The organism is Patiriisocius sp. Uisw_017, from assembly GCF_047731265.1.
GTDB lineage: Bacteria > Bacteroidota > Bacteroidia > Flavobacteriales > Flavobacteriaceae > Patiriisocius.
This window is the reverse complement of sequence record NZ_CP159835.1, coordinates 1,047,374-1,065,312: the sequence shown is the minus strand read 5'-3', so window position 1 is coordinate 1,065,312 and position 17,939 is coordinate 1,047,374. Positions and strand designations below refer to the sequence as shown.

Sequence of the window (17,939 nt, the reverse complement as noted above, 5' to 3'; positions counted from 1 at the left end):
AGGGAACAAATATTAAAAATACATTAATTAGAAAAGAATCGCTTATAAACTCCTCCAACAATCCAATTTCCAAACGGAAAATACAATCCAAAAAAGAGTGTCATTCCTAATGCAAAATTTCGGGTACCAAATAGTTGCTCAACAAGGTTATTGGGGTACGCATAACTAGATTCAAAATAATACCCCCCAAATTCTAGTAGACCCATAGCCACTAAACCATAAGCGTATTGTTCAAAAAACGGTCGGTCTTTTAATAAGATAGAAATAGGAATCATATACAATCCATAACAAGTAACGACTTGCCACCAGTTATTAAATTTTGCAATTTCAGCCCAGGTGCCAAAAGCGTCCATCCCAAATCCCCAAGGAATATAAACAAGGAGATATATAAGGTATAATGAAACTGGCGCATCTTTTAACGGTTGTAATAATTTTTGAATCATACCTACTTTGATTTTTTTTGGAATTTTCTTCTTGAAATTTCCGACTTGCGAGGTCGTTTCTCAATCTTTAAAAATTTTAACCACTAACTCCCCTTTACTATTCATATGTGCTCGGTACATTCCGGGTGTATTAAATTCCATAGAGACGTTTCCCTCGTAGTCTATGGAAACAATACCTCCAGTGCCCCCTAGTTTTGTGAGTTTATTTTGAATCACCTCATGGGTCGCCTCTTTTAATGAAATGCCTTTATATTCCATCATCGCACTAATGTCGTATGCTACAAGTCCTCTCATAAAGTATTCTCCCCATCCCGTGGAAGAAACAGCGCAGGTCTCATTATTGGCGTAGGTACCTGCGCCTATTATAGGAGCATCACCAATACGGCTCCACTTTTTATTGGTCATTCCACCAGTCGAAGTGCCTGCGGCAAGATTTCCATTTTTATCCAAAACGACACAACCCACCGTCCCATATTTTGAGTCTTTTATATAAGGATCGTAAGAATCTAAATTTGAATGAGATAAGAAATTTGAGGTGCCTGATTGATTTTTTGCAAGTGCAATGTCTGAATCACCCTGAGGGGATTCTAAAGGTCGAAGGCTTGTTTTAGCCTTTACTTGTTGTAATGCTTGAAATCGTTTTTGAGTATAGAAATAGGAAGGGTCTGTCATTTCAAACCCTTTTTCCCTTGCAAAAATTTCAGCTCCTTCACCACTTAATAAAACGTGTGGGGAGTTATTCATTACTTCAACAGCAAGGTTAATTGGATTTTTTACCGTGGTAACACCTGCAACTGCTCCAGCATCTAATGTTTTACCATCCATAACCGAAGCGTCTAGTTCATTTTTTCCTTTATTGGTAAATACGGCGCCTTTTCCTGCATTGAACAAAGGAGAGTCTTCCATAATGGTAATGGTGGCTGTAACGGCATCCATGGCTTCGCCACCTTTTTCTAATATTTGATACCCTACGGAAACAGCCTCGGTAAGTTTTTCTCGGTATGCTGTTTCTAGCGAATCAGTCATGTTTTTCTTTAATATCGTTCCTGCGCCTCCATGAATTACAATTCCGAAGGTTTCACTGTGCATTTCATCGACTTTATCTGCACTTAATGCAGGAATTGTCGTTTTCGAATCAATTATCCTTTCATTTTTACAGCCAAAAGACACTAAAAACACGATTAAAAGCGTAAAAACTTGATATTTCTTCATATTTTATTGTTTTTGTTGCGGCATCCATAATCCCTTTTGTTTCCTGCGATTGCGCGCTATTTTATGTGGGTAAAAAACCAATAATAATCAAATAATACGATTAAATACACAATAAAATCGTTTAAGTGTTATTTTATGTAAGAATTTTCTTTATGTTTGAATTCAACATCATGCCCCAAATTTGATGCCTCCTAAATTATGAAACTTTTAAAAACTACCCTACTTGCCATTGGATTATTACTGTCAATAGCTTCTTGTTCACCAGAAGATAATACTGAAGACAATGTACTTGACTACACCATCGATCTTAATCTTGCCGAAGAGACAGATTGGGAAATGGCTGAAGAAATTTTAATTCTTATTAATGAGCATAGGGCCTCTATTGGTCTTGGTCTTATTCTTAAGGACCAGCAATATGCATCTGCATATGCCGTAGACCACACTAAATATATGATCCAAATGAGTGATATTAATCACGATAATTTTCACTATCGCAAACAAGCTCTTAAAAGTCAAGGTGCTCAAAAAGTAGGAGAAAATGTCGCCTTTGGATATGACAATGCACAAAGCGTTGTTACGGCTTGGCTAAACAGCCCATCACACAAAAGAGCTATTGAAGGTGATTATACACATTCAGGTTTTGGTATTGTGTCAACTACTAGCGGTAACACATATTATACGCAACTTTTTTACAAAAACTAAAAACATAGATTGACCTACTTGATGTTTAAGAATCTTCAATACAGTTTAGGCTGTTTGGAGGTTTTTTATTTTATAAAGTTTTTGAAATTATAATAGAGCGATAAAAAATGCTAAAATTGCTGTAACTTTACGTTTAATCAATTTTAAAATTCATAGTATGGCAATTCAAAAACCTTTTAACCTCAACGCTTGGGTCGAAGAAAATCGAGACTTATTAAAACCACCCGTAGGTAATAAAAACCTTTATAAAGATGCAGGTGACTATATCGTGATGATTGTTGGAGGGCCCAATGCTCGTAATGATTATCATTATAATGAAACCGAAGAATTGTTCTTTCAACTAGAAGGAAACATACAGGTACATGTGCAGGATGAAGGTGTAAAGCGAACGATGGAGCTAGGACCTGGCGACATGTATTTACATCCAGCAAAAGTACCGCATTCGCCAGTACGCGGCGAAAATTCTATAGGCTTAGTCGTAGAACGCAAAAGACAAGACCTGGCCGGCAAGGATGGATTGATGTGGTTTTGTGACAATTGTAATAATAAAATTCACGAAGTTTATTTCCCTCTTAACGATGTAGAAAAGGACTTTTTACAACATTTCAAAGACTTCTACGGAAATGAAGATTTAAGAACTTGCAATAATTGTGGGACGGTGATGGAAGTTGATGAGCGGTTTACGGTTGATTGATGAAGTGTTTTGCCATCGTATTTTGTTTTTGCTAGGAATGTACGATAGCGCGCAGAGGCCTTCTATGCATTTAGGGGATGATTTTAATCAAATACCCAAATCAGAATATGAAAAATAGAAACACCTTTTACTCTCTTTTGAAACAGATTCGTTATTTGTTTATGTGAAAACCAAAAGAGAAACATTTGGTTCGCTCCCCGCCCAAATTTGATATCAACGTTCACTAAGCTTGGTTGTAAAAACTAATTTATTGTTAAGTCTTATAGCATTGTGTCGATTCCTTTTTAATGCTTAATCAAAATCGTATCTTCGCGCAACGGTTTGAAACTCTTAAAGTTTCTGCAGAAATTTTAAGAATTCAATAAATTTTACTCCTAAATAAGACTTCCGCTTGCGGAAAAAACAAGTTTCCGCCTTTGCGGAAATGACTAAAAAATATAAATATGTCAACAGTAGCTAAAGACTTCGGCATGGACGAAGCATTGAAACAACTAGGTTTAAAAGCCGTAAATCACGGAACATCGACTGGGAACACTTGGTATCCAGGTGGCGAAGAAATTTCTTCTTATTCTCCGGTAGATGGTGCGTTAATTGGTAAAGTAACGACAACAACAAAAGAAGAATATGAAAAGGTAATTGCAGCTTCAGAAAAAGCATTTTTATCTTTTAGAGCAATGCCAGCTCCACAACGTGGGGAGATTGTGCGTCAGTTTGGCAACAAACTACGTGAATTAAAAGAACCTCTTGGGAAACTTGTTTCTTACGAAATGGGGAAATCACTTCAAGAAGGATACGGTGAAGTTCAAGAAATGATTGACATCTGTGATTTCGCGGTTGGACTTTCAAGACAATTAAATGGTCAAACAATTCCATCTGAGCGCCCTATGCATGTTATGCGTGAGCAATGGCATTCTATAGGAATTGTTGGGATTATTTCAGCATTTAACTTTCCAGTAGCAGTTTGGGCATGGAATACATCTTTAGCGTGGATTTGTGGGGATGTATGTGTGTGGAAAGGAAGTGAAAAAGCACCTATGTGCGCAGTTGCTTGTCAAAATATTATTGCAGGCGTATTGAAAGAGAATAATCTTCCAGAAGGAATTTCTTCTATCATCAACGGTGATTATAAAGTTGGTGAGTTGATGACAAAAGATACTAGAATTCCATTAATTTCTGCAACAGGTTCGACTAGAATGGGACGTATTGTAGGAGCTACGGTTGCAGAGCGTTTTGGAAAATCTTTATTGGAGTTAGGAGGAAACAATGCAATCATTATTACACCAACAGCAGATTTAAAAGTAGTGGTTCCAGGAGCAGTATTTGGTGCAGTTGGTACCGCAGGACAACGTTGTACTTCAACAAGAAGACTAATCATTCACGAGAGTGTTTATAATAAAGTAAGAGATGCAATTGTAGGGGCATACAAGCAAATAGTGATTGGTAATCCATTGGATGAGAAGAATCATGTAGGACCGTTGACTGATAAAGACGCGGTAGATACTTATTTAGCTGCAATTGAAAAAGCTAAAGCTGAAGGCGGAAATGTATTAGTTGAAGGCGGTGTTCTTGAAGGCGCAGGTTACGAAAGTGGATGCTATGTAAAACCAGCAATCATTGAAGCAGAAAATAGTTTTGCAATTGTACAACACGAAACATTTGCTCCTATTTTATACCTAATGAAATACACTGGCGAAGTAGAAAATGCGATTGCACAGCAAAACGGAGTTGCACAAGGATTATCAAGTGCGATTATGACCAACGAGATGAAAGAAGCGGAAAAATTCTTATCATTTGCAGGATCTGATTGTGGAATTGCTAATGTGAATATTGGTACTTCTGGTGCAGAGATTGGCGGAGCCTTTGGTGGTGAAAAAGAAACAGGTGGAGGCCGTGAGTCTGGATCTGATGCTTGGAAAGTATATATGAGAAGACAGACGAATACCGTTAATTATTCGGATGAATTACCTCTTGCCCAAGGTATTAAATTTGATTTGTAGGAAGCTGAATTAACTTTTATTGAATATTTTAACCTCACAGGCCTTTGAGACCTGTGAGGTTTTTTTATACTATTGGGGCGATTATTTCACAAGGTGCTGTAGTTGTCTCATTAGTTGGAGATTATAAAGAGACATTAGAATATAATTTTGATATTTTCTTTGGAGCCGGAGAAAGCGCTAGCGCATATACAATCACAGCAAGTGAGGATGAATGTCTCGTCATTCCCGTTTTGTTAGAAATATGATTAACCCAATTAATTCCTCCCTTTTTCTTCAGGATACAATTGCCAAACAGGATCACTTTGCCAGTATTCTTTGGTGTCAAGTTCTAGTACTGAAATTGTACCTTTAAAAGCCGCTCCCGTGTCTATGTTCCATACATTAGCAAAGTTTGTGGGAATGGATCGACCAATTTTTGTAGTTGGGGTATGACCAATAAAAATCTCTTTAAATAATTTGAGTCGCTTGGGATATAGCACGTTATTTGGGCTTAGATTTTTATCTAATGCGCACACCATTTCCCATAAGGTCCGATCCCAATACACCATATTTGGAAAGAATTCATGTGAAGGTCCTGTTTGATTTGTAAAACCTGCGTGTACAAAAAGCCGATTCTCAGAATCGATGTGATAATTTTCGAGTTCTTCTAAAAACTGAATGTGTTGTTCTTTTTCTTCTTCTGAAATGGGATCATAACTTTTTTTAGTCGCAGCCCCTCCGTGAATTAACCACATTGGGTTGTTATCATTAATTTTTAGATATTGATAGACCAGATAATCATGATTTCCTCGAATAAAAACACAGTCGTTTGTAACCGAAAGTTCTATTAAATAAGAAATTACTCCAGCCGATTCGCTCCACCCGTCACCATAATCTCCCACAAAAATGAGCCTATCCTTTTCTGAAACGTCTGCTCTTTCAAAAACTTGACGTAGGCCTTTTAATCCGCCGTGAATATCACCAATAACAAGTGTTCTTTTAACTGTATTCATATTAAATTTTAAATTTTTCAAACGAGTTCGAATATCTTCCTTGATTTCCCTTTAAAGAGGGAAGTTTTGCATCTCCCCTTTGAAGAGAAGGTTTGCTTTGTGATTTTAATACCTTGTAGGCTTGCCAGCAGGGATTTAATTATATTTTATTTTCCGAAGAATTCTAACAGATTCTTTATAGGATTCATATACATTCTTATAAGGTTTTAGCAATGTTTTTGCAGCCAACAACCTGTCCTTTGCATCTATAAAATCATTGAGGAAGCAAATTAAATACGTGGCGGGCAAATTTCGCAAATCTTTTTCTTCACTGATGGTGAGCGATATTTTATTTTTTAGCTTGTCTACCAGTGCGTTGTTCGTATTATAAATATGATGCAAGGTTTTTTTATTGTATCGCGGCGGTTCAAAAAGTAAGGTAGTGTGTATATGGTACAATCCATTTTCTTCAAATTGAATGCGTACTTCTTCCAAGGGGTAATACTTATTTTGACTGTTCAATCCTAATAGTACATATTCGGTTATTACAAATTCATCTTCAGTAAATGAAATACTCACTTCATCTAAGGTAGAATAAAATAAGCGTACTTGTTCATTAATTAATTCGATGTCAACTCTAGAATAATAGGTGTCTCCCTTTACCTTTTTAGTGTGGCCTGCCCAACAAACCACAAATAATTCTTTAAAAACTTTGTAATGAGAGCGTAAATCATTGTGACGATTGTTTATAAAATCGATCACTCCATTGAGGGTGTGTTCAATATTATTTTTTGCTTTATTTTCAATAGCTTTTACTATTTCAGAATTCACATCTTTTATTACGATGTCAAAGACTTTGGGCATAGAGATACTTCCATCTCTTAAGAAGATAGAACCACCCCAATATTTCCAAATATTTTTTCGCAGTGAAGTGATTTCTCTGGTAGGTCTAATTGTGACCAATCCAACTACCTTATCGCTTGGCAACGAAGCAAATGCCACATTTTCATACATTATAATGGGTGCATTTGCGAGGTATGCATTTATAAGGTTCTGGATTTTACTATCGTCAAAAAAGTCGACACCATTAATCTCATTGGTCTCATCTTCAACTCCAATAACAATGTAACTATTGTTCTCAGGGTTGCTATTGCTAAGCGCGCATATATGCTTTAAAAACTTCGCCTTGCCTTCTTTACTACTGAGGTCTATTTTACGTTTTTTGTCATAGAAACTATTCTCGTCGTTATGCGCGAGTAAGTTTTTAATTAAAAGACGTTTGTTGATCATGTTTAGTTTTGCTTGCTATTCCTGAGGTATAATTTTTATAAAATGCTTTTTGCATTTTATAAAAATTACTCAAGAACCTTATGTTTTTTGTCTCATTATTATTTTTGGTAATGGTGTATTTGTTATTACAATAAGATCGTTTTGAATGGTTTACTATAGGTCAGGTTCGTGAGTGATTTCTTAATAACGCAAAGTATATATTAGGAAATTGTAACGAAGGACTTATTAACAATCGTCGAAGACGCCTGATCTAAACACATCACTGTTAAATCTGCAATTGTAACGTGCGGAGGCCTTGTGACCGCGAAATAGATAATATCTGCAACATCTTCTGGCTTTAATGGAGTAAAGTTTTGATATACTTTTTGAGCACGTTGGGCATCCCCTTTAAAACGAACTTCGCTAAATTCAGTTTCAACGAGTCCGGGATTTATGCCACTCACTTTAATTCCGCAGCCATTTAAATCGAGTCGCATTCCAGTCGTTATTGCGTCTACAGCGTGTTTGCTGGCACAGTACACATTTCCTTTTTGATAAACTTCTTTTCCTGCCGTAGACCCAATATTAATAATATGACCAGATTTTTGCTCCATCATTTGTGGGATAATAGCTTGCGAAACATACAATAACCCTTTTACATTAATATCAAGCATGGCATCCCAATCTTGGGTATTCCCATTTTGGATAGTGTCTAAACCGTGCGCGTTTCCGGCATTATTTATTAGTATATCGATGTTTTTAAACGCTGGAGGTGTTTTTTCAAAAAGCGATTCGAATAGTTCTTTGTTTCTAACATCAAACTGCATCGTAAAAACTTCCACCTTTTGGGAGAGTTCTTCTTTTATGCTTTCGAGCCGTTCTTGTCTTCTTCCGCAGAGAATAAGATTGATCCCGTGATTTGCAAATAGTCTGGCCGTTGCCAATCCTATTCCTGAGGTCGCCCCAGTAATAAATGCTGTTTTTTTCATTATGTTTTTCAAATTTATCGCACTATATAATTTTATTAAATCTTAGTTCTGGACCCTTTTTAGAGGAGGTCGGTAGGGGGTGTTATTTTAACTATAAAAATAACCAAATTTAAATCTCTACAGCGCATAAAAATTACCACATACGCATGATTTGTGTTTTTTCATTTATTGAATTTGTTATTGAAAATCATTTTAGATGTAAAACTATTGAAACTTCGGAGTTTTATTTCCGTGAATTAACTTAGATTTTAACCATTAATTAACAGCATTTAATGCAATATTTGCGAAAATTGCAAGTCTTATAATTGGGTTTATAATACCGAAATATTAAACGCTATGGAACAAACAACTTCGCCTGTAGATATTGGCGCGTTAAACGAGAAGATTGAAAAAGAAAGTGCCTTCATTGACATCTTAACAATGGAGATGAATAAAGTAATCGTAGGTCAAAAACAAATGATCGAACGCTTACTTATTGGACTTTTAGGACAAGGACATATTTTACTAGAGGGAGTGCCTGGATTGGCAAAAACCTTGGCGATAAATACATTGTCAAAAGCAGTACACGGCAGTTTTAGTCGTATTCAGTTTACACCAGATTTACTTCCTGCAGATGTTACAGGTACGCTTATCTATAATATGAAAGAGAATGACTTCAAAATTAAAAAGGGGCCTATTTTCGCCAACTTCGTGCTGGCAGATGAGATAAACCGTGCACCAGCTAAAGTGCAATCTGCACTTTTAGAGGCAATGCAAGAAAAACAAGTTACCATTGGTGACACGACATTTAAACTAGACAAACCATTCTTAGTAATGGCGACTCAAAACCCTGTTGAACAGGAAGGAACATATCCGTTACCAGAAGCGCAAGTAGATCGTTTTATGCTAAAGACGGTTATTAGCTACCCACAGCTTGCTGAGGAACAACTCATCATACGTCAAAACCTTAAGGGCGAATATGAACAGGTAAATCAAGTGGTTACCATAGATCAAATTCTACGTGCACAAAGCTCAGCAAGAGAAGTGTATATGGATGAGAAAATTGAAAAATACATCCTTGATATTGTATTTGCAACCAGAAACCCTGAAAATTATAAACTACCAGATCTAGCACCTTTAATAAGCTTTGGAGCTTCACCAAGGGGAAGTATAAACCTTGCTGTTGCAGCAAAATGTTATGCTTTTATTAAGCGTCGCGGTTATGTTGTACCAGAAGATGTTAGAGCAATCGTTCATGATGTGTTGCGTCACCGTATTGGAATTACCTACGAGGCAGAAGCCGAAAACATAACCAGCGAGGACATTATTAATCAAATTGTTAATGTGATCGAAGTACCGTAAGGATTTTCGATTTTAGAATTATGAGGTGCGATTTTATAAATCGCACATCCAAAATCGCACACCGTACATCAAAAAATGGATACAAAAGAACTCTTAAAGAAAGTACGTAAAATCGAAATCAAAACGCGCCGTTTGAGCGACAACGTTTTTGGTGGCGAGTATCACAGTACGTTTAAGGGCCGCGGGATGACGTTTAGTGAAGTGCGCCAATATCAATATGGGGATGACGTTCGGAATATAGATTGGAATGTAACTGCGCGTTATAGCGAACCATATATCAAAGTTTTTGAAGAAGAACGTGAGCTTACGTTGATGTTGATGGCAGACATTAGTGGTTCAGAATTTTTTGGAACTGACGCACAATTTAAAAATGAAATCATTATTGAAATCGCAGCTACCTTAGCATTTTCAGCATTGCAGAATAATGACAAAGTTGGGATCATCTTATTTACAGATCAAATAGAAATGTTCATTCCGCCTAAAAAAGGAAAGTCACACATTTTAAGAATCATCCGCGAATTATTAGAATTTAAACCTGTAAGCAAAAAAACAGACCTTACGCAGGCTTTGAAATATTTGACCAACGTAATGAAGAAGAAAGCCATCGTATTTGTGCTTTCAGATTTTATGGATGATGGGTATAAAAATTCTTTGAAAATTGTTTCGGGGAAACATGATGTTACTGGAATTAGAGTGTACGATGAAAAAGAAGAAAACATTCCTAATTTAGGAATGGTGCAAATGGTAGATGAGGAGACAGGTAAAGGGATTTTAGTTAATACAGGATCAAAGGCTGTTCGTAATAGTTACGGCAAGTACCATAAGGAACGCGTTGATTATTTTCAAGACGCCTTTAAGAAAAGTGGTGCGGGCGCGATCCATTGCCGCGTAGGCGAGAGTTATGTAAAAAAATTGTTGGGTTATTTTAAACGGCGTTAACGCCTTAGACAACAGATTCATCGCGTCTCAATTATAAAAAAAGAGAAATAGAATGTACAAATTAATATGTACGATTATTAAATTGAATAGGAAGAGCAACAATGCTCTTCTTAAAAGGACTCTTTGTTCTTTATTCTTTGTTCTTTGTTCTCAATTAAGCATCGCTCAAGTAAAAACCTCGATAGACACCACCTCAATTAAAATTGGGGAAGAACTTCGCATTCAGTTTGAAATAGAAGCAGATTCTACAGACCTTGTTGTATTCCCAGATCAACAAAGCTTTCTTCCCTTGGAAGTTATAGAGTCATATGCAACAGACACTACTTTTGAAGCCTCCAAGTTTAAGTATCGAAAAGAATATGGACTCACACAATTTGATTCTGGAAACTATACCATTCCGCGCCAAAAAATAATATTCAACAACAAATTTTATCTTTCAGATTCTATACAAGTTGAGGTTCGAGATGTTGCTGTAGACACTACAAAACAACAAATGTTTGATATCAAACCAGTGGTTGACATCAAAAAATCACCTTTTGATTTTACGGTCTTACTTTATTGGATGCTTCCCATACTTCTTATTGCAGCAGGCATCTTTTTCTACTTAAGACGAAAGAAAATAAAAAGAGAACGCGAAAAAGAATTACCACCTTACGAAGAGGCGATTGTTGCCTTGCAAGAATTGGATAAAAGCGATTATTTACTTCAGAATAAATCAAAAGAATACTACTCGCTACTTACTACGATTGTAAAAAGATACCTTGATAGAGAAGTTGATAAAAGCGCGCAAGAGAGTACCACAGACGAGCTAATCGAACGCTTACAAGAACACAAAAAAGCAGGTTATTTTGATTTTGATACGGAAGACATCAAGAAACTTGAAAGTATTTTAAAGCGTGCAGATTTGGTGAAATTTGCAAAAATGCAGCAAGCCTCTGGGCAATCTGAGGCAGATAGAAATGCGGTAGAAGAAATCATACACCACACGCACGAGGCCATCCCAGAACCTACTGAGGAAGAATTATTACTAGATGCACTGTATCGAGAAGAGCAGCGCAAAAAACGCATTAAAAAGCATGTTCTGTTTGGAACTTTAGGAACGGTCGCAACACTACTACTTGCCCTTGTTGTCTTGTCTAGTATTTATGGATATGATGTTGTAAAAGATAAAGTCTTTGGACATCCTACGAGAGAGATGGCAGAAGGCACTTGGGTAAAAAGTGACTACGGCGCACCAGGAATTATTATAGAAACACCACGTGTTTTACTAAGAAAACCAGTAGAAATTCCTGAAGAAGCACGCGGTGTAGTCGTGACGACAAGCCTTTTTGAATATGGCTCTTTTACAGACGATTTCAGTATCAGGTTAAACACAACGACCTATCGCGATAGCGTCCCTTTAAATTTAGAGCAGAGTTTAGAAATGAATCTTCAAAAAATTGAGGAAAATGGCGCACTCAATCTAGTAGTAAAAAGAGAAGATTTTGAAACTGAAACTGGCATTAAAGGATTAAAAGCATACGGAGATTTTAATTTAAAATATCCAAACGGAAAAATTGCGGAAGAGAAATTAGAATACACTTTGCTTATGTTTCAGCAGGAACAAAGCATGCAATTAGTCTTGATTTTAAACAATAAACGAGACTTTTATGCAACCGAAGTTAAAAACCGAATTATAGATTCCATAGAATTGGAAGTAACCGAAAAACAAGCCCAAAATGCTAAGTAATTTTGAATTTGTACATCCGCAGTGGTTCTGGTTGTTTTTAATACTCCCAGGGGTAGCCTTTTGGTATTATTATAAAAGAAATCAACAAACAGCAGCTTTAAAAATATCCAGTATAAAAGGATTTAAGACGCCAAAAAATTGGTTGGCAAAACTTAGACCCCTGCTTTTCATTTTTAGAATGTTGGCGCTTTCAGCAATTATTGTTGCATTGGCAAGGCCACGAACGGTTGATGAAACTACGCGAACAGTTAGCAATAAAGGAATTGATATTGTGATGGCGATAGACGTTTCAGCAAGTATGCTAGCGCGTGATTTAAAGCCCAATAGACTAGAGGCATTAAAAAATGTTGCAGCACGTTTTATAAAGGATCGGGTTACAGATAGGATTGGACTCGTAGAATATGCAGGTGAAAGTTTTACAAAAACGCCACTCACAAGCGACAAAAATATTGTGCTCACGTCCTTAAAAAGCATCTCGTATAATACTATTATAGAAGGAGGAACGGCAATTGGCTCAGGCTTAGCGACTGCTGTAAATAGATTGAAAGAAAGCCGCGCAAAAAGCAAAGTAATTATTTTGTTGACAGATGGGGTAAACAACACGGGTTTTATAGATCCTAAAATCGCCAGCGAATTAGCAACAGAATTTGAGATCAAAGTATACACGATTGGTTTAGGAACTAACGGAATGGCGCAAAGCCCAATAGGGATAAGGCCGGACGGAAAATTTCAATACGGGATGCAACGTGTAGAAATTGACGAAACGCTCTTAAAAGAGATAGCTGATGAGACCGGAGGAAAGTATTTTAGAGCTACCAGCAATACCCGTTTAGAACAGATTTATACCGAGATAAACGAATTAGAAAAAACCGACATCGAAGAATTTAAATACACTAATTACAATGAACTTTTCAGACCTTGGATTTTACTGGCCCTAGGATTATTAGGACTAGAATTGTTATTAAGGTATACGATTTTTAGAAGCTTCGTTTAACACTTAAGTCTGTTTAGAGCTTGGTGCTTTTTAGAAAGCAGGTTTATAGTTTTAAATAGCGATTGGTAATATAGTGGTCAAATTTTTAAAATACTGAATAAAGAAAGATGAACGGCGTACAATTTGAACAACCCATATATTTTTATGCACTACTCGCCATACCGGCGCTGCTAGTATTATTGTTCTTGGTACTTGTTTGGAAACGACATACTCAAAAGAAGTTTGCAGATAGAAAATTACTCGAAAAACTAGCCCCTTCTCAGTCACCATTTAAATTGGTTTTAAAAATCATAGTGCTTTGTTTAGCTTTAACCTGTCTGAGTTTTGCATTGGTAAATCTAAAAGTTGGGACAAAGCTAGAAACAGTAAAACGTGAAGGAGTAGATGTTGTTTTTGCGCTAGATGTTTCAAAAAGCATGCTTGCGGAAGATATTGCGCCCAACCGTTTGGAAAAATCAAAGCAGCTTGTTTCGCAGATTATAAATAGTTTGGCTGGCGATAGGATTGGAATTATTGGTTATGCAGGAAGTGCATTTCCGCAGGTGCCTATTACGACAGATTTTTCTTCAGCGCGTTTGTTTTTAAGTGGAATGAATACCGATATGGTTTCCTCGCAGGGAACTGCAATGAACGAAGCGATCCAGTTGGCCGAAACGTATTACAACGATATTGAACAAAAAAACAGGGTTCTTTTTATCGTAAGCGATGGAGAAGATCATGAGGGAGAATATCAAAGTATTGCAGCACAAGCCTTAGAAAAAGGAATTAGAATTTACACGATTGGGGTTGGGACAGAGAAAGGAAATAACATCCCAATAAAGCAAAATGGGCGCACCGTTTCATTTAAAAGAGATCAAAATGGACAGACGGTAATTACGCGCCTCAATGAAGAATCGTTGCGAGAAATTGCAAAGGCCGCAGAGGGTGAATATATCAATGGATCAAACACAAAAGACGTTGTAGATAAAGTAAAAAGTGTTCTAAGCGGAATGGACAAAAAAGAATTTGATGCCAAGCAGTTTTCAGATTTTAAAGATCAGTTTCAGTGGTTCTTAGCTGGGGCATTATTTTTGTTGCTAATAGATATATTTCTGTTAGAAAGAAAAACAACTTGGATTCAAAAACTCAATTTATTTAATCAAAATAAAACTACGAAGTAAATTTAGAGGGAATAAGCTGCCGGTAAGCAATACGAATCCTTAGAATTTTATATAAACCGAAATGATGGCGAAAAAGATGCAAGAAAACAAGACTTTATTTCATTTTAATATCGGGAGTAAATCATTGATGATTTTACTGTGTTCAGTATGCTTTTTTGTATCAACTTCTTTAACAGCACAAGAAAACGAGGAAGCGTTAAAAATAGTAAAGCAATCTCAGGAATATTTGAGTGAAGCTTCAGAATACATGGCTGAAGATAAATTTGTAGCAGGAGAAGCGGAGTATCGCAAGGCCATTTCCTTAAATGAAAAGGAAAACACGGGGAATTATAATTTAGGAAATGCATATTACCGAAATAATCTTTCATCAGAATCTTTAGAACGATTTAAACAAGCAGCAAGAACCGCAACCGAAAAACCAGAACGACACAGAGCATTTCATAATTTAGGTAATGCGATGATGAATAAGAAGGATTATGCTGGTGCTGTGGATGCTTATAAGAATGCATTGCGGAACAATCCAACAGATGACGAAACGCGTTATAATTTCGCTTTAGCAAAAGATTTGTTAGAGAAAAACCCTCCTGAAGGTGGAGGTGACGATGAGGATAAGCAAGATCAAAATGAAGATAAGAAAGACGAGCAGGACAAACAAGATCAAAACAAGGACGGTGAAGACGGTGATGATAAAAAGGATGAAAATAAAGGCGACGAGGAAGATGATAAAAAAGAAGGTGATAAAGATGATAAGGGAAAACCTGAAGAGCCAAAGGATAATAATGAAGAAAAGGGAGATCAGCCACAACAACAGCAACCCGTTCCTGGAAAATTATCACCTCAAGAAGTTAAGAACTTGCTAGAGTCTATGAACAACGAGGAGAAAAAAGTACAGGACAAAATAAACGCGCAGAAGCAAAAAGGAGCCAAAGTAAAATCTGAAAAAGATTGGTAATGTTATGAACTTAAAGCACCTATTCTTTTTATTTTTATTTAGCACGTTTGCAGTTGGCTTGCAAGCGCAGGTAAAGTTTGATGCAAAAGTGAGCAAGAAAAAGCTAGGGATTAATGAACGGTTGCGAGTAGATTTTGAGATGAACGCAGACGGGGACGATTTTAATCCACCCAGATTTGAAAATTTTAGAGTAGTTGGCGGACCCAATCAAGCAATTAGCAATTCATATATTAATGGGATACGCAGCTATTCAAAAACGTATTCTTATTTTTTATCTCCTACGAGACAAGGAAAAATTAGAATAGGTCAAGCATCTATAATAGTTAATGGAAAAAGGTATAAAAGTATTCCATTAGATGTTCAAGTAACAGCAGCAGTTAAAAACCCTACAGAGGGTATTAACCCTGACATTGTTGCAGAAGACAATGTACATTTAATAGCAGAAATTTCTGATCCAAACCCCTTTCTTAACGAACGTATTACCGTAACCTACAAATTGTACGTTTCAAAAGAGGTAAACATTACTAGCCAATGGCGACAATTAGATACGCCTCGATATGCAGATTTTTGGAGTAAGAGTATAGATGCGGTGCGTTTGGATAAGGTGTATGAAGGAAAATATAATGGGGAAGATTATAGGTATGTAATCCTTAGAACTACTGTTTTATATCCTCAAAAAACAGGAGCGTTGGATATTGAGCCACTAACATTGGACGTTCCAATTGATGTGCCTGGCACAAAACGTAATTTATTTGGTCGGGTTTTAACAACCCGTGTGAACAAAACAATATCAGCGGGAAAGCGGACCATTACCGTTAAACCTTTACCGTTAGAAGGGCAGCCTGCTAATTTTGGTGGCGCCGTTGGAGAATTTAGGTTCAATATACAGAGTGATAAAATGGTGCTGGATGCAAACGAAGCATTAACACTTACTACAACTGTTTCTGGAAATGGAAACTTAATGACCTTATCATTGCCGGAAGTTAAAGTACCTAATTCGCTCGAAATTTATGAGCCAGAACGCATAGAAAATATTAGGACCCAAGCTTCAGGAATAAGTGGAAGTATTTCAGAAAGCTATACTATTGTACCTCAATATAAGGGTACTTATCCCATACGCCCTATAGTGTTTTCTTACTTTGACCCCAAAACCGAAACCTATAAGAGTGTCACCTCAAATGAATTAGTGATAGAGGTGCCAAATGGCCCTGTAACAACCGAACCGGTAGTAGCTTCAACGACTAACAATGGGTTATTTTCAGAAGAAATAATTCTTAAGGAAGAGAATTTTAAATATATAAAGTTAGAAGCCAATCTCGCTTCCATACAACAGCCTATATTTTTTCAATCAACGCTATTTTGGTCTTTAGTTGGAGGCCCTTTGTTATTAATTCCTTTATTTATTGTTGGCGGAAGAAAACGAAAAGCACGCTTGGCAGACGTGAAAGGAAATAGACTTAGAAAAGCGAACCGAATGGCGCGTAAGTATCTTTACGAGGCCAAAAAGAATAAAGGAGATAAAATTGTTTTTTATGAAGCATTAGAGCGAGCCCTGCATAATTATTTAAAAGCAAAGTTGAGTATTGAAACCGGCGAAATGGAAAAGGAATATATCGAGCAATTGCTTATAAAGCGACAAGTTTCTGAAGAAGTAGTGGCAGATTTTAAAGGCCTACTTAAGAGTTGTGAGTTTGCTAGATATACCCCTGCTTCAAATGTCACGATTCAGCAAGACTATGAAAAGGCAGCAAATACAATTTCAACCATAGACAAACAAATACAATAGATAGAAAATGAAAAAGTTGCTATATCTATTGCTATGTTGTTCTACCCTATTATTTGGGCAAAATGAATTGCTTTTTGAAAAGGGGAAGGAGAACTATAAATCTGAAAATTATACGGAAGCCATCGCTAATTGGACTAAAATAGTCAAAAGTGAACAGCAGAGTTCTGAGGTATACTTCAACTTGGGAAATGCGCATTATAAATTGAACCAGATTGGGCCAAGTATCTATTATTATGAGAAAGCATTGCAAGTGGATCCGGCAGATACTGACACAAAAATCAATCTAGCTTTTGCTGAAAATGCAAGGATTGATGCCATCGAACCGTTACCTAAAACTGTTTTTTCAAAATGGTATATTAGTCTGGCGAGGCTTTTTACTTACGAAGGATGGGCATACTTGGTAGTCGTATTTTCGATGTTGTTCGTGTTGCTTTTCTTATTATATTATTTCGGAAATAGTGAAAGTAAAAAACGATTTTACTTTTCAAGTGCTATTGTTTCTGTATTGCTTTTTTTAGGAGTTTTTATAATGGCTTATAGTACATTTAATGACTTTAAAAATGATAAGCCTGCTATTATTTTTGCTATATCTACCCAGATAAAAACAGCTCCAAAAATGAGCAGTGACGATGCCTTTGTTCTTCATGAAGGCACAAAAGTCCAAATTTTAGACAGCGACGGAGACTGGTTGCGAATAGTTCTTTCTGATGGTAAAGATGGATGGATTCCTAAAACAGATTTGAAAATTCTATAGCTTTAAT

General features: G+C 36.5%; 17 protein-coding genes. 12 read left to right on the top strand and 5 right to left on the bottom strand.

Annotated features, from left to right (window positions below; translation table 11 throughout):
- Positions 1–23 precede the first annotated feature (23 nt).
- A complete protein-coding gene (locus ABXT67_RS04835) occupies positions 24–443 on the bottom strand; it encodes a hypothetical protein (protein WP_415376155.1) in 420 nt (139 codons plus the stop codon).
- A gap of 60 nt (positions 444–503) precedes the next feature.
- Entirely contained in the window at positions 504–1,655 is a 1,152-nt protein-coding gene (locus ABXT67_RS04830; RefSeq protein WP_415376154.1) for an isoaspartyl peptidase/L-asparaginase family protein, read from the bottom strand.
- Positions 1,656–1,853: 198 nt separating this feature from the next.
- Between ABXT67_RS04830 and ABXT67_RS04825 the strand changes: the two genes are divergently transcribed.
- The 4 genes from ABXT67_RS04825 (at position 1,854) to ABXT67_RS04810 (ending at position 5,293) form a co-directional block, all read left to right on the top strand.
- Positions 1,854–2,357 carry a CAP domain-containing protein gene (locus ABXT67_RS04825; RefSeq protein ID WP_415376153.1) on the top strand — a complete coding sequence of 168 codons (504 nt, stop codon included), beginning with the start codon at positions 1,854–1,856 and terminating at the stop codon, positions 2,355–2,357.
- 157 nt (positions 2,358–2,514) lie between these two features.
- Entirely contained in the window at positions 2,515–3,051 is a 537-nt protein-coding gene (locus tag ABXT67_RS04820) for a 3-hydroxyanthranilate 3,4-dioxygenase (protein ID WP_415376152.1), read from the top strand.
- A 443-nt stretch (positions 3,052–3,494) separates the two neighbouring features.
- Positions 3,495–5,048: an aldehyde dehydrogenase family protein gene (locus ABXT67_RS04815; protein WP_415376151.1), complete on the top strand. Its 1,554-nt coding sequence runs from the start codon at positions 3,495–3,497 to the stop codon at positions 5,046–5,048.
- Between the two features lie 53 nt (positions 5,049–5,101).
- Positions 5,102–5,293, top strand: a complete 192-nt coding sequence (locus ABXT67_RS04810; RefSeq protein WP_415376150.1) for a hypothetical protein — start codon at positions 5,102–5,104, stop codon at positions 5,291–5,293.
- A 9-nt stretch (positions 5,294–5,302) separates the two neighbouring features.
- On the opposite strand, the gene ABXT67_RS04805 is transcribed toward ABXT67_RS04810, so the two are convergent.
- From ABXT67_RS04805 to ABXT67_RS04795, 3 genes are all read right to left on the bottom strand, one after another.
- Positions 5,303–6,040 carry a metallophosphoesterase gene (locus ABXT67_RS04805; protein WP_415376149.1) on the bottom strand — a complete coding sequence of 246 codons (738 nt, stop codon included), beginning with the start codon at positions 6,038–6,040 and terminating at the stop codon, positions 5,303–5,305.
- 135 nt (positions 6,041–6,175) lie between these two features.
- Positions 6,176–7,309: an ATP-binding protein gene (locus ABXT67_RS04800; RefSeq protein WP_415376148.1), complete on the bottom strand. Its 1,134-nt coding sequence runs from the start codon at positions 7,307–7,309 to the stop codon at positions 6,176–6,178.
- 200 nt (positions 7,310–7,509) lie between these two features.
- Positions 7,510–8,277 (bottom strand): SDR family NAD(P)-dependent oxidoreductase, encoded by a 768-nt coding sequence (locus tag ABXT67_RS04795; protein WP_415376147.1) that lies wholly within the window; start codon positions 8,275–8,277, stop codon positions 7,510–7,512.
- 336 nt (positions 8,278–8,613) lie between these two features.
- Here ABXT67_RS04795 and ABXT67_RS04790 point away from each other — a divergent pair, with 336 nt between their 5' ends.
- From ABXT67_RS04790 to ABXT67_RS04755, 8 genes are all read left to right on the top strand, one after another.
- On the top strand, positions 8,614–9,618 hold the full coding sequence (locus tag ABXT67_RS04790) for an AAA family ATPase (protein ID WP_415376146.1): 1,005 nt from the start codon (positions 8,614–8,616) through the stop codon (positions 9,616–9,618).
- A gap of 75 nt (positions 9,619–9,693) precedes the next feature.
- Positions 9,694–10,557: a DUF58 domain-containing protein gene (locus ABXT67_RS04785; RefSeq protein WP_415376145.1), complete on the top strand. Its 864-nt coding sequence runs from the start codon at positions 9,694–9,696 to the stop codon at positions 10,555–10,557.
- Positions 10,558–10,609: 52 nt separating this feature from the next.
- Positions 10,610–12,286 carry a BatD family protein gene (locus ABXT67_RS04780; RefSeq protein WP_415376144.1) on the top strand — a complete coding sequence of 559 codons (1,677 nt, stop codon included), beginning with the start codon at positions 10,610–10,612 and terminating at the stop codon, positions 12,284–12,286.
- A complete protein-coding gene (locus ABXT67_RS04775; RefSeq protein ID WP_415376143.1) occupies positions 12,276–13,280 on the top strand; it encodes a vWA domain-containing protein in 1,005 nt (334 codons plus the stop codon). Before ABXT67_RS04780 ends, ABXT67_RS04775 begins: the two co-directional genes overlap by 11 nt.
- 107 nt (positions 13,281–13,387) lie before the next feature.
- The gene (locus ABXT67_RS04770; RefSeq protein ID WP_415376142.1) at positions 13,388–14,440 is read left to right on the top strand and encodes a vWA domain-containing protein; all 1,053 of its coding nucleotides are present in this window, start codon (positions 13,388–13,390) and stop codon (positions 14,438–14,440) included.
- A gap of 61 nt (positions 14,441–14,501) precedes the next feature.
- The gene (locus ABXT67_RS04765) at positions 14,502–15,392 is read left to right on the top strand and encodes a tetratricopeptide repeat protein (protein ID WP_415376141.1); all 891 of its coding nucleotides are present in this window, start codon (positions 14,502–14,504) and stop codon (positions 15,390–15,392) included.
- 4 nt (positions 15,393–15,396) lie between these two features.
- A complete protein-coding gene (locus ABXT67_RS04760; RefSeq protein ID WP_415376140.1) occupies positions 15,397–17,178 on the top strand; it encodes a BatD family protein in 1,782 nt (593 codons plus the stop codon).
- Between the two features lie 7 nt (positions 17,179–17,185).
- Positions 17,186–17,932 (top strand): tetratricopeptide repeat protein, encoded by a 747-nt coding sequence (locus tag ABXT67_RS04755; protein WP_415376139.1) that lies wholly within the window; start codon positions 17,186–17,188, stop codon positions 17,930–17,932.
- Positions 17,933–17,939: the final 7 nt, after the last annotated feature.

What these genes read in the sequence shown, in the direction of transcription:
- ABXT67_RS04835 (WP_415376155.1), bottom strand. Translation starts at nt 443, where the DNA reads ATGATTCAAAAATTATTACAACCGTTAAAAGATGCGCCAGTTTCATTA.
- ABXT67_RS04830 (WP_415376154.1), bottom strand. Translation starts at nt 1,655, where the DNA reads ATGAAGAAATATCAAGTTTTTACGCTTTTAATCGTGTTTTTAGTGTCT.
- ABXT67_RS04825 (WP_415376153.1), top strand. Translation starts at nt 1,854, where the DNA reads ATGAAACTTTTAAAAACTACCCTACTTGCCATTGGATTATTACTGTCA.
- ABXT67_RS04820 (WP_415376152.1), top strand. Translation starts at nt 2,515, where the DNA reads ATGGCAATTCAAAAACCTTTTAACCTCAACGCTTGGGTCGAAGAAAAT.
- ABXT67_RS04815 (WP_415376151.1), top strand. Translation starts at nt 3,495, where the DNA reads ATGTCAACAGTAGCTAAAGACTTCGGCATGGACGAAGCATTGAAACAA.
- ABXT67_RS04805 (WP_415376149.1), bottom strand. Translation starts at nt 6,040, where the DNA reads ATGAATACAGTTAAAAGAACACTTGTTATTGGTGATATTCACGGCGGA.
- ABXT67_RS04800 (WP_415376148.1), bottom strand. Translation starts at nt 7,309, where the DNA reads ATGATCAACAAACGTCTTTTAATTAAAAACTTACTCGCGCATAACGAC.
- ABXT67_RS04795 (WP_415376147.1), bottom strand. Translation starts at nt 8,277, where the DNA reads ATGAAAAAAACAGCATTTATTACTGGGGCGACCTCAGGAATAGGATTG.
- ABXT67_RS04790 (WP_415376146.1), top strand. Translation starts at nt 8,614, where the DNA reads ATGGAACAAACAACTTCGCCTGTAGATATTGGCGCGTTAAACGAGAAG.
- ABXT67_RS04785 (WP_415376145.1), top strand. Translation starts at nt 9,694, where the DNA reads ATGGATACAAAAGAACTCTTAAAGAAAGTACGTAAAATCGAAATCAAA.
- ABXT67_RS04780 (WP_415376144.1), top strand. Translation starts at nt 10,610, where the DNA reads ATGTACAAATTAATATGTACGATTATTAAATTGAATAGGAAGAGCAAC.
- ABXT67_RS04775 (WP_415376143.1), top strand. Translation starts at nt 12,276, where the DNA reads ATGCTAAGTAATTTTGAATTTGTACATCCGCAGTGGTTCTGGTTGTTT.
- ABXT67_RS04770 (WP_415376142.1), top strand. Translation starts at nt 13,388, where the DNA reads ATGAACGGCGTACAATTTGAACAACCCATATATTTTTATGCACTACTC.
- ABXT67_RS04765 (WP_415376141.1), top strand. Translation starts at nt 14,502, where the DNA reads ATGATGGCGAAAAAGATGCAAGAAAACAAGACTTTATTTCATTTTAAT.
- ABXT67_RS04760 (WP_415376140.1), top strand. Translation starts at nt 15,397, where the DNA reads ATGAACTTAAAGCACCTATTCTTTTTATTTTTATTTAGCACGTTTGCA.
- ABXT67_RS04755 (WP_415376139.1), top strand. Translation starts at nt 17,186, where the DNA reads ATGAAAAAGTTGCTATATCTATTGCTATGTTGTTCTACCCTATTATTT.